This window comes from Vibrio sp. 2-2(8), assembly GCF_963888495.1.
In the GTDB taxonomy this organism is placed as follows: Bacteria; Pseudomonadota; Gammaproteobacteria; order Enterobacterales; family Vibrionaceae; genus Vibrio; species Vibrio anguillarum.
This window is the reverse complement of the sequence record NZ_CAWPJM010000054.1, coordinates 1-13,471: the sequence shown is the minus strand read 5'-3', so window position 1 is coordinate 13,471 and position 13,471 is coordinate 1. Positions and strand designations below refer to the sequence as shown.

7 protein-coding genes and 1 riboswitch are annotated in these 13,471 nt (G+C 44.1%); of the genes, 3 read left to right on the top strand and 4 right to left on the bottom strand.

From position 1 onward, the window contains the following. Positions 1-13: 13 nt before the first annotated feature. A complete protein-coding gene (locus AACV12_RS16515) occupies positions 14-1,807 on the top strand; it encodes a PglL family O-oligosaccharyltransferase (protein WP_272870670.1) in 1,794 nt (597 codons plus the stop codon). A 114-nt stretch (positions 1,808-1,921) separates the two neighbouring features. Here AACV12_RS16515 and mgtE read toward each other — a convergent pair whose 3' ends face one another. From mgtE to AACV12_RS16500, 3 genes are all read right to left on the bottom strand, one after another. Next, the gene (mgtE, locus tag AACV12_RS16510; RefSeq protein ID WP_170901084.1) at positions 1,922-3,298 is read right to left on the bottom strand and encodes a magnesium transporter; all 1,377 of its coding nucleotides are present in this window, start codon (positions 3,296-3,298) and stop codon (positions 1,922-1,924) included. Positions 3,299-3,464: 166 nt separating this feature from the next. Then, complete coding sequence (locus AACV12_RS16505; RefSeq protein WP_064624263.1) at positions 3,465-3,860, bottom strand: hypothetical protein; 396 nt, start codon at positions 3,858-3,860, stop codon at positions 3,465-3,467. Positions 3,861-4,712: 852 nt separating this feature from the next. Then, positions 4,713-5,834 carry a pyridoxal-phosphate-dependent aminotransferase family protein gene (locus AACV12_RS16500; RefSeq protein WP_170900994.1) on the bottom strand — a complete coding sequence of 374 codons (1,122 nt, stop codon included), beginning with the start codon at positions 5,832-5,834 and terminating at the stop codon, positions 4,713-4,715. Positions 5,835-6,012: 178 nt separating this feature from the next. Further along, a riboswitch (Lysine riboswitch) is annotated at positions 6,013-6,188 on the top strand. A 109-nt stretch (positions 6,189-6,297) separates the two neighbouring features. Here AACV12_RS16500 and lysC point away from each other — a divergent pair. Continuing rightward, positions 6,298-7,650, top strand: coding sequence for a lysine-sensitive aspartokinase 3 (lysC, locus tag AACV12_RS16495; protein WP_170889035.1), 1,353 nt, complete (start codon positions 6,298-6,300; stop codon positions 7,648-7,650). A 66-nt stretch (positions 7,651-7,716) separates the two neighbouring features. On the opposite strand, the gene metH is transcribed toward lysC, so the two are convergent. Further along, positions 7,717-11,394: a methionine synthase gene (metH, locus tag AACV12_RS16490; RefSeq protein ID WP_170900991.1), complete on the bottom strand. Its 3,678-nt coding sequence runs from the start codon at positions 11,392-11,394 to the stop codon at positions 7,717-7,719. 182 nt (positions 11,395-11,576) lie between these two features. On the opposite strand from metH, the gene AACV12_RS16485 reads away from it, so the two are divergent. Further along, a complete protein-coding gene (locus tag AACV12_RS16485) occupies positions 11,577-12,857 on the top strand; it encodes a cation:proton antiporter (RefSeq protein WP_026027845.1) in 1,281 nt (426 codons plus the stop codon). The last annotated feature ends 614 nt before the right edge of the window (positions 12,858-13,471 follow it).

Sequence of the window (13,471 nt, the reverse complement as noted above, 5' to 3'; positions counted from 1 at the left end):
AACCAGCAAGTGGTTGCTGGTTTCTTTTAATTGGAACGCGAGACCTATGGCAACATTGCATCTAAGCGGTACACAACTTGAAGCACAAACACCCGCCATCCCCTTAAACAAATCCTTTTTGCTTTCGATTGGCATTCTCTATTTACTGGCAATGCATTTTTTTATGCCCAACCCTGGTGGCTCAGGTCTGGCTTTATCTTTTAATCCAACCACTTGGCTTGCCCTTAGTTTTACGCTCTCATTAGGTCTGTATCAACTCGCATCTAACCGTAGGTTACGCTATTCCAAACTGACCATCGGTCTTTTTATCAGTTGTACCATCATGACGATTCCGCTGCTTTATACGAATGCTCTAATTGAGTCATCGCTGAGTCGAATGTTAGGACTATGGACTGGGCTGCTTTTTTTTGTATTGCTGCAACAATTTCGTTTTAGTAACAAACATAAGCAGCGATTACTCTGGTTTATCGTACTCGCGGTATTGATTGAAACTCTATTTGGTCTGTACCAATACTTTTTGCTTTCACCCGATAATATTTTTGGCTACAACACCCTAATCAACCGCCCTTATGGCATTTTTCAGCAACCGAATGTGATGGCAAGCTTTCTCGCGACAGGACTGGTTATGTCCGGCTATTTACTGGCTCGTCAACCAAAAAAGTACAATCAGCATGTTAGCGAAGTGAGCCTACTTTATGTCACTCCCCTGCTCACTGCACCGTTGCTGGTGATATTAGCCTCGCGCACTGGCTGGATTGGCGCGGTACTCGGCACGCTTTTTGTTCTGCCTTACCTATTTAAATTTTCGACGCCTAAACGGTTTTGGGGATGGAGCGCTGCGACGCTATTGGGTATTGCTTTAGGGTTTGTCGCTGTCTATTCCCAAGGCTCGGGCGATTTTCTAGAGAATAAGGCTGATTTAGAGAGCCCTCGTCGTTATACCTTTCCTCAAACCATCGATATGGTCATAGAAAAACCCTTCACGGGTTATGGCTATGGCAAGTTTGAATCTGAATATTTGCTTTATACCGCAAGGCAACACCAATTAAACCCTAGCTACCAACCGGGGTTGGCGTCGATGGATCATCCTCATAATGAATTACTATTCTGGGCGGTGGAAGGCGGTTTGTTACCTGTGCTAGGGATCACACTGGCCATGCTTTTCGTGCTCATGCGGATGTATTCGGCCAAGAAAGGGACCAGGCTTGCGATGTTCGCCCTTTTCATCCCTATCGTGTTGCACAGCCAACTCGAATACCCATTTTACCATTCTGCCATTCATTGGATAACCTTCATTATTCTGCTTTTTTGGGTTGATCAACGCGTGGCTAAATACCGTTCGGCCCCTTTTGGCCTTATCAGTAAATCCCTGTTTCGAGTATTGAGTTTAGTAGTGCCGATTTTGACTGGCTTTTATATGCTCAGCGCACTGCACAGTAATTACGTGCTTACCCAATTTGAGAAATCTCAACCCAAGAACCCGGATATCCTACAAAAGGTGACGAACCCTGTGGTTTGGAAAGACCGTTTTGATTGGGATGTCTACAGCACTTACCTCAACATTGGCCTGTATAATCAAGATCCTAAATTGATTACGCCATACATCGACTGGTCATTGGCCATCATAAAACATAAACCGCGTCCTGCTTTTTACAATAATCTGATCTTGGCTTACCAAGGTATTGGTGACGAAAGCCGCGCCGAGCAAATTCGCTCCGAAGCCGCATTTTTGTTCCCCAATATGGATTTCAGTGAGGTGCAGTATAGCCCGCCAACCAGTTCGGCTGATCGTTCGTCTGCCAATTAAATCGAGCATATGAGCCTTATTCATAAAAAAAGCTTTCCCAAAAATAGAGAAAGCTTTTGACCGTTGGGCTTATTTCACACTCCAACCCGTAGATCTCACTGCCAGATGAGTGGCTTACGTCACTGGTGGAAAATCCAACACCATGGTAGCAACGCTGAAATAGATGATCACCCCGATAGAATCCGCAATGGTCGTGATCAACGGAGCACTGGCTGACGCAGGATCGAGCTTAAACTTATTCAGAATGAACGGAAGGAGCATTCCAACAACACAACCAATAATCACCACAATTTGCATCGTTACCGCAACGACAAAAGCGATATCACTGCCGCCTCGCCAAAAACCCAATAAAGAAACAGCAATGGCCATTGTTGCCCCTAATAACGCCGCAATCCCTAACTCTCGCACCAACATGGATAGCCAATCTTTCATCACCACTTCACCAGTGGCTAAGGCTCGAACCATCAACGTTGCTGACTGGGATCCTGCATTACCGCCGCTATCAATCAACAGTGGTAAGAAGAAGACCAAGGCGACATAGGTTTGAATCGTCTCCTCAAAGTACGCAATTCCGGCACCAGAAAAAAGGTTACCAAAGACTAACAACACCAGCCAAAACACACGTTTCTTGTACATTAGCCATACGCTGGCTTCTTTAAGGTTACCGGTAAAACCAACCGCAGCGACTTTATGAAAATCCATATCCGCTTGCTGCTCGGCCACGTCCATCGCATCGTCATAAGTCACAATACCGACCAAACGGAATTGATCATCAAAAACAGGCACCGCAAGTAAATCGTATTTGCTGATGGCTTGCGCTGCACACTCTTGATCTTCATCGGCTCGAACAAACACTGTCTCTTTGGTCATGATGTCAGAGACGAGCGAGGTCGGTTGCGCCAGCACTAAATCCTTAAGCGAAAGTGTACCAAGTAAGCGATTCTGTTTATCAATCACATACGCTTGATAGATGGTTTCCCTCTCGTTGGCCATTTCACGTAAACGCGCAATCGCCTGCTGCACATCATCATCGGCGTTTAACGTCGCATAATCTGTCGTCATGATAGAGCCGACCGAGCCTTGAGGGTAGGCTGCAAGTTGTTGTACATCTTGCCGCTCTTGTTGATCCAGTAGAGCAAGTAGCGGCGGTTGGCGCGTCTCATCCAAGTGAGCATATAAGTCAGCCCTTTCATCATGGGGCATAACTTGAAGCACTTTCGCAAGCGCTTCGAGCGGCATTCTCTCCACCACTTTTTCTCTGATAGGCTCAGAAAAATACCCCAATAGCGCCGCTTGACGAGCGATTGGCATCAATTGCACCAGCTCAAAGATATCCTCTTCGCTCAAGGTCTGATTAGCCAACTGCTCAGCGAAGACTTGAGCAATATCAGCGATGGGATACTGTTCCATTAATTGATTTAAGTTTAATGGGTCACGATTAAAATTAATCGCAGCGAGTTCTAACGCTATTTTTTGTAATTTCATTATTATATCTCAGCCGATATTTAACTTTAAAAATAAACATAATAATTTTAAAGCTTATTTTTATAATCAATGTATTCAATGAATGACTTAAATTTTAAGTACACTGTTCCAATCTCACTAAAATTTCATTTAGTGAAGTTGAGCGACTTATTTTAAAGTTTGTTAATATTTATTATATAGAATAAGCGCCAATCACTCGATTCCGACTATCGATGATAGGAATCATAGGCAAATGACTGTCTAATAATAACTTTCTAGCTTGAACCTTATCCATTAAGGCCGATACGGCAATATCGCTTTTGTGCATAATATCTTTCATGATGATATTCATCTGTGATACCACCACCTTGCTTAAATAAACAAACCCTAAGTATTCACCTGCATCACCAGAGATAAAGATAAGGTTTAAGCGCTTATCGGTTAAGGACGATGAGCGTAGAATCGCAATCACCGCTTCTACAGATAGCGATGCGCCTACACAAATAAAGTTGTTATCCATTTCGGTTTGAATAGAGTGAGCAGCAGGTAGCCGGTTGCCCGTAGCTAATGATGTATTGTACATAACCATCTTTGTATCTCCTTGAAACTATCAAGGCAAAGAAACCAAATTATGCAGAAAATCCACGTAACTGAACTGCAATAAGCTTATACCATCAAGCTCAAGCATTCCCCGCCTTGAACAAGCAAGTTAGGAGAAGATAAAGTCAGTCAAATAGAGAAGCCGTGTACTTGCGAAAGTTCTAGCGGTGTACAGATGACACGCAAGAAATTCAAAAGCATTCACGCTCTAGCCAGTAGAAACGCTGTATTGAATAAATCATATGATCGACTTAAACAAACACGATACTCTATAAAAAGAGTGTGATATTGACAGGAGAGAACAAGAAAAGGAGCTTCGTTAGTATGAATACCAACTTAGCAAAAGCGAGGCTTTAAATGAAAAGTTGGCAACAAAACGTAGGCTTTTCTACTAACCAGAAAATACCACACTTGGATAATCGACTACTCGACGAGTCCATAGGTTTCTATTGCACCTCTAAAAAGTTAATAATAAGTATGCTTTCTCAGCGCGGTTATCCTAACGCAGATAAAATAATGGTCAACAAAAACAATCGAACAATGTTCATTTTTTACAATACCATGACAATACAAAGTAGCATCCAAACCGGTTCTAATATTTAGGCCACAAACTTTTTCATCGTATATTTATTATAAATACACAAAATGCCACTTATTATTCATACGAGTAATTAAACCATTAACGACAAACTTTATCTTAAGATATCAATCACGAGTATTCCACTCACGCCAGGGAAGAGCTAACAATAAAAATGCATTTTATGATTGATGCTGAAACGAACAACGTTCAGCATCAGCACCACTAAAAAGGAGCAAATGCTCCCTTATGTGTTTTTTTTTGCTAATTTGTTAATGACTCTTCTAACGCCCGCAAGCATAAGGCCACGTTTTCACTGCGCGCCCCATACCCCATTAAACCAATACGCCACGCTTTACCCGCTAAAGTGCCAAGACCTGCGCCGATCTCCAAGTTGTATTGATTGAGCAAATGCGCTCGCACTTTAGCCTCATCAACCCCTTCTGGAATATAGATCGCATTCAATTGCGGTAAACGACAATCTTCAGCAACGACAAATTCAAATCCTAATTTTTCTAAGCCCTGCTTTAATTTGTCATGCATCACACGATGACGTGCCCAAGCCAGCTCTAGACCTTCGTTTCTCAACACCAGCAAGGCTTCATGCAATGCGTACAAACTGTTAACTGGCGCAGTGTGGTGATAACTGCGTTTGCCTGCACCGCTCCAATAACCAAGCACTAAGCTTTGATCTAAAAACCAGCTTTGAACGGGGGTTGTGCGAGATTGAATTTTTTCAATCGCTTGCGCTGAAAAAGTCAGTGGCGATAAACCCGGAGGGCACGATAAGCACTTTTGGCTCCCAGAATAGACGGCATCGAGCTGCCATTGATCCACATAAAGTGGCACGCCGCCTAAGGATGTCACCGCATCTACAATACTCAGCATGTTGTTTTGCTTAGCCAGCAAACCTAATGCTTGCGCATCACTCAATGCACCAGTTGACGTTTCTGCATGGACAAACGCGAGAATTTTAGCATCAGGGTTAGCCTGTATGGCTTGCTCGACTTTATCGAGCGAAACGGGGGCTCCCCACTCATCATCCACCAGCACCGCCTCTCCGCCACAGCGCACTACATTCTCGCGCATACGCTCGCCAAAAACGCCATTGCGACACACGATGACCTTATCTCCCGGCTCAATCAGGTTGACAAAGCACGCCTCCATACCAGCGCTGCCCGGCGCGGAAACCGCGATGGTAAACTCATTTTCCGTTTGAAAAGCGTATTTAAGCAGCTGCTTTAGCTCATCCATCATCTGGATAAAAAGCGGATCTAAGTGGCCAACGGTCGGCCTGCTCAGCGCTTGTAATACTTGAGGGTAAATATCTGACGGGCCTGGCCCCATCAAAATTCGCTGGGGTGGGTTAAAACTGGTAATGGACATAGTTGCTCCTTGCTTGCGGCCAAATACGAATACCCAGAGTAAAACAAATCCACTGATGCAACAATTCGACCGAAGTCTAGAGGTCAAACCAGTGTCACACTCTGGTTAATTTTATTTTACATTTGGACTTAATTAGCGATTGACATTAACAGTTCAAAAACGTTCAATGAATGAGCTATCTAGCAGAAGAGGAGCACTGCCCAGGCAGATGTTTTGTGGAGCCTCAACTCCAAAACAAAACATTAATGGGGAGCAGTGCCGAGATAAACCAAGGTTGTGGATTTGGTTTATCGGTTGAATGGGCTGAATCCCTTCAACTGTCATCAGCAACCCTGATGAAGAGCTTCTGAGGTAAACCAATCATAAAAACACCTCTTTATTTGCTCTAGAAAAACTCTCTTCAAACATTGGACGTTGGTACACCAACACTATTTTTATTTCAGGAAGTCGTGGGAGAAATGCCGTGAGCGCATTCAATGTCGCCAAATTTGGCGGAACAAGCGTTGCTAACTTTGAAGCAATGAGCCTTTGTGCCGCTGTGATCGAAAATAATCCAGAGACCAAATTAGTCGTGAGCAGTGCCTGCTCTGGCGTGACGAATTTATTGGTTGAATTAGCCAATGGCGTACAAGATGCCAATCAACGCTTAAGTATTATCAAACAGTTAGCTGATATTCATCATGCGATTATTGATAAACTTGCCGACCCGCTACAAGTTGAAAAAGAGGTACACTCAATTTTAGATATGGTGGCCAGTGTCGCAGAAGCGGCCTCTTTTCAAGCGAGTAAAAAACTGACCGATCACTTAGTGGCTTGTGGCGAGTTAATGTCGACCTTCATTCTGACGCAATTACTGCGTGAACGTGGCATGGATGCGATCCGTTTTGATATTCGAGAAGTGCTGCGTACTGATGATCACTATGGTCGGGCGGAACCGCAATTAGAGCAGATCCAGCAATTAGCCCAAGAGAAGTTAACACCACTTTGTCTGCAACACGTAGTGGTAACTCAAGGTTTCATCGGCGCTGATGAACAAGGAAATACAACCACATTGGGCCGAGGCGGCAGTGATTATTCTGCGGCCTTGATCGCCGAAGCGGTACAAGCTTCTGGCTTAGAGATTTGGACTGATGTGCCGGGGATTTATACGACCGATCCTCGCATTGCGCCTAAAGCCGCTCCGATTGCGGAAATAAGCTTTAGCGAAGCATCGGAGATGGCAAACTTTGGCGCTAAGATTTTGCATCCATCGACGTTGCTGCCCGCGCTTCGCCACGATATCCCTGTGTTTGTCGGCTCCTCAAAAGAGCCTGAAAAAGGCGGCACTTGGATCCGTAAACGTGTGGAAAGCTCACCTTTATTTAGAGCCTTAACCCTACGCTGCAATCAAACCATGGTTACGCTACGCAGCGCTAGCATGTTTCACGCATACGGCTTTCTTTCGAAGGTGTTTGAAATTTTAGCCAAACACAAAATTTCGGTGGATCTGATCACCACCTCTGAAATCAGCGTCTCATTAACATTAGATAAAACCGATACCTCAGGTGGAGCACCTGAACTGCCTCAAGCGGTGCGCTTAGAATTAGAAGAGCTGTGTAAAGTTGAAGTCGAACATAATCTGTGTTTAGTTGCGCTGATCGGCAACAACATGAGTGAAAGCAAAGGCTATGCAAAACAAGTTTTTAGCACCTTAGAAGATTTCAATTTGCGTATGATTTGCTATGGTGCCAGCCCGCACAACCTCTGCTTTTTATTACACGAGTCGGTTTCTAAAGCGGCAATTCAGAAACTTCATCAAGATTTATTTGAACAATAAAACCACATTGAGTAGTAACACGCTGAATAAAAAACAGGTTGGCTTAGCCAACCTGTTTTTTATTACTTAATCTAAATTCGGCCCAAGCCATTTTTCCGCTTCTTGCGCATTCCAGCCTTTACGTTGCGCGTAATCTTGCATCTGATCTTGCTGAATTTGTGCAATGGCAAAATAACGAGAGTCAGGATGCGAGAAGTACCAACCTGACACCGAAGCACCTGGCCACATAGCGTAACTGGTGGTTAAAGACATATCGATGGTTTGCTCAACCTGCAACATCTCCCACAAGGTGCCTTTTTCCGTATGCTCAGGACACGCTGGATAGCCCGGCGCTGGGCGTATACCTTGGTATTTCTCACGGATCAAATCATCGTTCGACAACTCTTCGTCAGCAGCATAGCCCCAAATTTCTTTACGAACTTGCTGATGCAAATATTCCGCAAAAGCCTCAGCAAGACGATCAGCTACCGCTTGGATCATGATGGCGTTGTAGTCATCGCCTTGCGCTTTATATTGGTCTGCTAATTCTCGCTCACCAATTCCGCCTGTCACGGCAAATGCGCCGATCCAATCTCGTTTACCACTCTCTTTTGGTGCAATGTAATCGGACAGGCAGTAGTTATAACCTTTGGGCTTTTCGGTTTGTTGGCGTAAGTGATGCAGAACATGAGCAACCTCGGTGCGCGATTCATCGCGATACACTTCGATATCATCCCCCACACTCGCGGCCGGGAATAAAGAGCAAATACCGCGAGCCTTGAGTAGCCCTTCTCGCTCAACTCTATCAAGCAATGCATTAGCATCATGGAATAAACTTTGCGCTTCCTCTCCCACCTCTTCGTGTTCAAAAATCGTCGGATATTTACCCATCAATGACCATGTCATGAAAAATGGTGTCCAGTCGATGTAACGACGAAGGGTAGCCACATCAAAATCATCAAACACATGTACGCCCAATTTAGCCGGAACTGGCGGCGTATAGTTACCCCAATCGATAACCGCTTTATTTGCCCTTGCCACTTCTAATGATACGGGTTTAGTACGGGGGGTTTTACGGTGATGTTGATCACGCGTGCGTTCATAATCGAGGTTTAATTTTTCCACAAAAGCAGGACGTAACTCATCAGAAAGAAGCGAAGAACAAACGCCTACTGCGCGCGAAGCATTGTTCACGTAAACAACTGGCTGGTGATAATTTTGCTCAATTTTAACTGCAGTATGTGCTTTAGAGGTGGTTGCTCCGCCAATCAAAAGCGGTAATTTAAACCCTTGTCGCTCCATTTCTTTGGCGACGTGCACCATTTCATCTAAAGAGGGAGTGATGAGGCCGGATAACCCAATGATGTCGACATTCTGTTCTTTCGCGACTTTGAGGATCTGCTCGCATGGCACCATAACACCGAGGTCAATGATTTCGTAGTTATTACACTGCAAAACGACGCCAACGATATTTTTGCCGATGTCGTGTACATCCCCTTTAACTGTGGCAAGAAGGATTTTGCCATTATTGGAACCTGCTTGCTTAAGCGCGTTGATGTAGGGCTCTAAATGCGCAACGGCTTGCTTCATAACGCGCGCCGATTTCACCACTTGCGGCAGGAACATTTTTCCTTCGCCAAAGAGGTCACCGACCACGTTCATTCCATCCATTAGAGGCCCTTCGATCACATCCAGTGGGCGACTGGCATTTTGACGAGCTTCTTCTGTATCTTCAACAATATACTCGGTGATACCTTTGACCAACGCATGCTCTAAACGTTTTGCAACTGGCCATGAACGCCATTCAAGCGCACTGGCATCCTCTTCCTTACCGACACCTTTGTTCGCGTATTCAGCCGCAATATCCAGTAAGCGTTCAGTGCCATCGCTGCGGCGATTGAGAATGATATCTTCGACTGCTTCACGCAGTTTCTCAGGCACGTTATCGTAAATCTCAAGCTGACCGGCATTGACGATACCCATGTCCATGCCGTTTTTAAAACAGTGATAAAGGAATACAGCATGGATCGCTTCACGCACATAGTTGTTACCGCGAAAAGAGAAAGAGACGTTGGAAACCCCGCCGGAAATCATCGCATGGGGTAAATTACGTTTGATATCAGCCACGGCTTCGATAAAGTCCACTGCATAATTATTATGCTCATCAATACCGGTCGCAACCGCGAAAATATTCGGGTCAAAAATGATATCTTCAGCAGGGAAACCAACCTCATCAACCAAAATTCGATAAGCTTTGGTACAAATTTCAAGTTTTCGCTCACGGGTATCCGCTTGGCCTACTTCATCAAACGCCATCACGATCACAGCAGCACCATAGCGGCGAATGAGTTTAGCTTGTTCAACAAACTTCTCTTTCCCCTCCTTGAGGGAAATCGAGTTCACAATCCCTTTGCCTTGAATGCATTTGAGACCTGCTTCAATTACCTCCCACTTAGAAGAATCAACCATGATTGGTACTTTGGAAATATCCGGCTCAGAAGCGCATAAATTGAGAAAGCGGACCATGCAAGCTTGCGCATCCAACATCCCTTCATCCATATTGATATCGATGATTTGTGCACCGTTTTCGACCTGCTCTCGAGCAACATGCAGCGCCTCGTCATACTGTTCATCTTTGATTAAACGCTTAAAACGCGCAGAACCAGTGACGTTAGTTCGCTCACCTACGTTGATGAATAAGCTCTCTTTGGTAATCGTCAGCGGCTCTAGACCGGATAGACGACAAGCCACTGGAATATCGGGTAACGCTCTTGGTTTCACACCTTCGACCACTTTTGCCATTTGTCTAATGTGCTCAGGAGTGGTTCCACAACAGCCACCAACAAGGTTCAAGAATCCTGCTCGCGCCCATTCCCCGATGTGCTGCGCCATCTCATCGGCTTCAAGATCATATTCACCGAATGCGTTAGGCAACCCCGCATTGGGGTGAGCCGAGACATAACATTCGGAAATACGTGATAGCTCTTCAACGTATTGGCGCAATTCATCCGGACCGAGTGCACAGTTCAAACCAAATGAGATAGGCTCAACGTGTCGCAGTGCATTATAAAAGGCTTCGGTTGTTTGCCCAGAAAGCGTTCGACCAGAGGCATCGGTGATTGTCCCTGAGATCATCACGGGCAGTTTGTAACCCAACTCTTCAAACACACAATCCACCGCAAAGGCACAGGCTTTAGCATTTAAAGTATCGAAAATAGTTTCAATCAAAATTAAGTCGCTGCCGCCACGAATTAAAGCACGTGTTGATTCTGAGTAAGCTTCAACTAATTGCTCAAAGCTGATATTTCGAAAACCAGGGTCATTCACGTCAGGGGAGAGCGAGCAAGTGCGGTTTGTTGGCCCTAGCACTCCCGCCACGTAACGAGGTTTATCAGGCGTTTTCGCCGTCCATTCGTCAGCAGCTTCGCGTGCAAGTTTTGCAGCAGCGAAATTGATTTCCTCACTAATGGCTTGCATATCGTAGTCGGCCATTGCGATGCTCGTCGCGTTGAAGGTATTCGTCTCTAGGATATCAGCACCTGCTTCCAAGTAAGCACTATGAATTTCTTTGATTAACTGAGGCTGCGTCAAGACGAGAAGGTCATTATTTCCTTTCAGATCGCTTGGCCAATGGGCAAAACGATCTCCGCGATAATCTTGCTCTTCCAATTTATAGCTCTGAATCATGGTGCCCATGCCACCATCAATCAATAATATTCTCTGTTGCAATTGAGCTTCAATTTGACTTCTAACTTCTCTTCCCACAGTACAGCCTCATTCCTTTTGGTTATTCGCTCATCCTATCATATAACCATTAGAAATCTAGACGTCTAAACTTCACTTTAATTATCGTTTGATACATCTGCAATCATGGCTAAAAAGTGTTTGCTATTTGTACATCATCCAAGGAGAATTTCATTCATATTTTGTTACACGACGAGAAAACAATGTCTGTCTATTACACTTTATGCTTCCTATCAGGAGCAGCAATGTTGATTGCCTTTCTAAACAGTAAGATAGGCAATATGCAAACCACTATCGCCATTACAGCAGGATCGATGATGTTGTCATTATTGATCTTAGTTGCAGGTCAAAATGATTGGTTTCATCTAACTCAAATAGCGACAGAAACCGTCAACAGTATTAACTTTGAAAATTTTCTGCTCAAAGGAATACTCGGTTTTCTACTTTTCGCTGGCGGCCTAGGCATCAAATTACCCAACCTAAAAGATCAGAAATGGGAAATCGCGGTTCTTGCACTAGGCGCAACGCTATTTTCAACCTTCTTCATCGGTTTTGGGCTATACGCCTTCTGTCAATTTATCGGTATTCACTTCGATCTCGTTTACTGTCTGCTATTTGGTGCACTCATATCACCAACAGACCCAATAGCCGTATTAGCTATTGTTAAAAAGTTAAATGCACCAAAACGTATTTCAACCCAAATCGAGGGAGAATCGCTCTTTAATGATGGTTTTGGTTTGGTTATCTTTGTCACTATTTTCACTATTGCATTTGGTACAGAAGCACCAACCATAGGTAGTGTAACTATGTTGTTTATTCAAGAGGCAATGGGGGGCATCCTGTATGGCCTAGCTCTTGGGCTATTATTCCACTACCTCATCAGCGCCACCGATGATCACTCAATGGAACTGCTTTTAACCATTGGTATACCGACTGCTGGCTATGTTTTTGCAGATGTTATTCATGTTTCCGGACCTTTAGCTATGGTTGTATCAGGGATAATGATCGGCAACTGGACACGCTTCATTGGCTTTTCAAAAGAAAGTGAAGAACACCTTGACCACTTTTGGGAATTGGTTGACGAATTTTTGAATGGTGTGCTCTTCCTACTTATCGGTATGTCGATGCTACTCTTCAAATTCCATGAAGAGGACTGGATATTGATGGCTTTCGCCATTCCTCTTGTCTTATCTGCTCGCTATCTAAGCGTTTTTTTCTCTTACATCGGCTTCAAGCGTTACCGCTCCTACAACCCATGGTCAATAAAGATACTAACTTGGGGAGGGCTACGAGGTGGGCTAGCACTAGCAATGGCACTTTCTATCCCATCTGGCATATTAGTTATCCCAGACAAGCTTATTGATGTAAAAGAGATAATCCTTGTTATGACATACGCTGTCGTGGTGTTCTCAATACTTATTCAAGGTTCAACAATTACCCCATTGATAGATAAAGCAAAACAAGCTGAAAAGTCGTCAATGTAGAAAGAAAACTGTCAGTAATGACTAATCAAATCAATTTTATCCCTAGCCGATGTTCTAGAACATCGGCTTTTGCTATCTTTACTTTGCTCCTCCTCTCTATATCTACTGTAATACCAATTTAAAAAATATGATCTAATTAAGGCTGTTGAACTATGGTGAAATATCACTATGGATAGCTTTAGTAATATCTATTTAAAAAGCTGGCGAACCCTATTCAAATGAAAGTGTGATGATGGCTCTTGCAGACTCCAAAGAAAGTCATTCACGTACACAAATAATCACACAATAGCTTAAAGTCAGCCGAACAAGTTTGAACAAACAGGTTCAATGATTATTGAAGAAGGACGCCAAGTAAAACTACGGACCGGTAAGCGAGCCCTAGCTAATCAGAGTGTTACGGATTACAAGGAGTGAGTATGTAAGTATGCGTGGAATTGATTTTTAGAAGACGGCACTGAGAGTGATAAAAAATAAAATGCTATTTTACTCAAGTAAAAATCCGCCTTCTTAGAAGGCGGCTTTGGTTTATAGCCCCCTATAAGGGGGCATCCCTGCGCTGCTAGTTTATCTTCAACTCTAACTGCGCCTCATATTCTTGATCTTTCTTGTCTTGG

Coding starts and splice junctions, on each gene's coding strand:
- AACV12_RS16500 (WP_170900994.1), bottom strand. CDS start 5,834: ATGTCCATTACCAGTTTTAACCCACCCCAGCGAATTTTGATGGGGCCA.
- AACV12_RS16505 (WP_064624263.1), bottom strand. CDS start 3,860: ATGGTTATGTACAATACATCATTAGCTACGGGCAACCGGCTACCTGCT.
- AACV12_RS16485 (WP_026027845.1), top strand. CDS start 11,577: ATGTCTGTCTATTACACTTTATGCTTCCTATCAGGAGCAGCAATGTTG.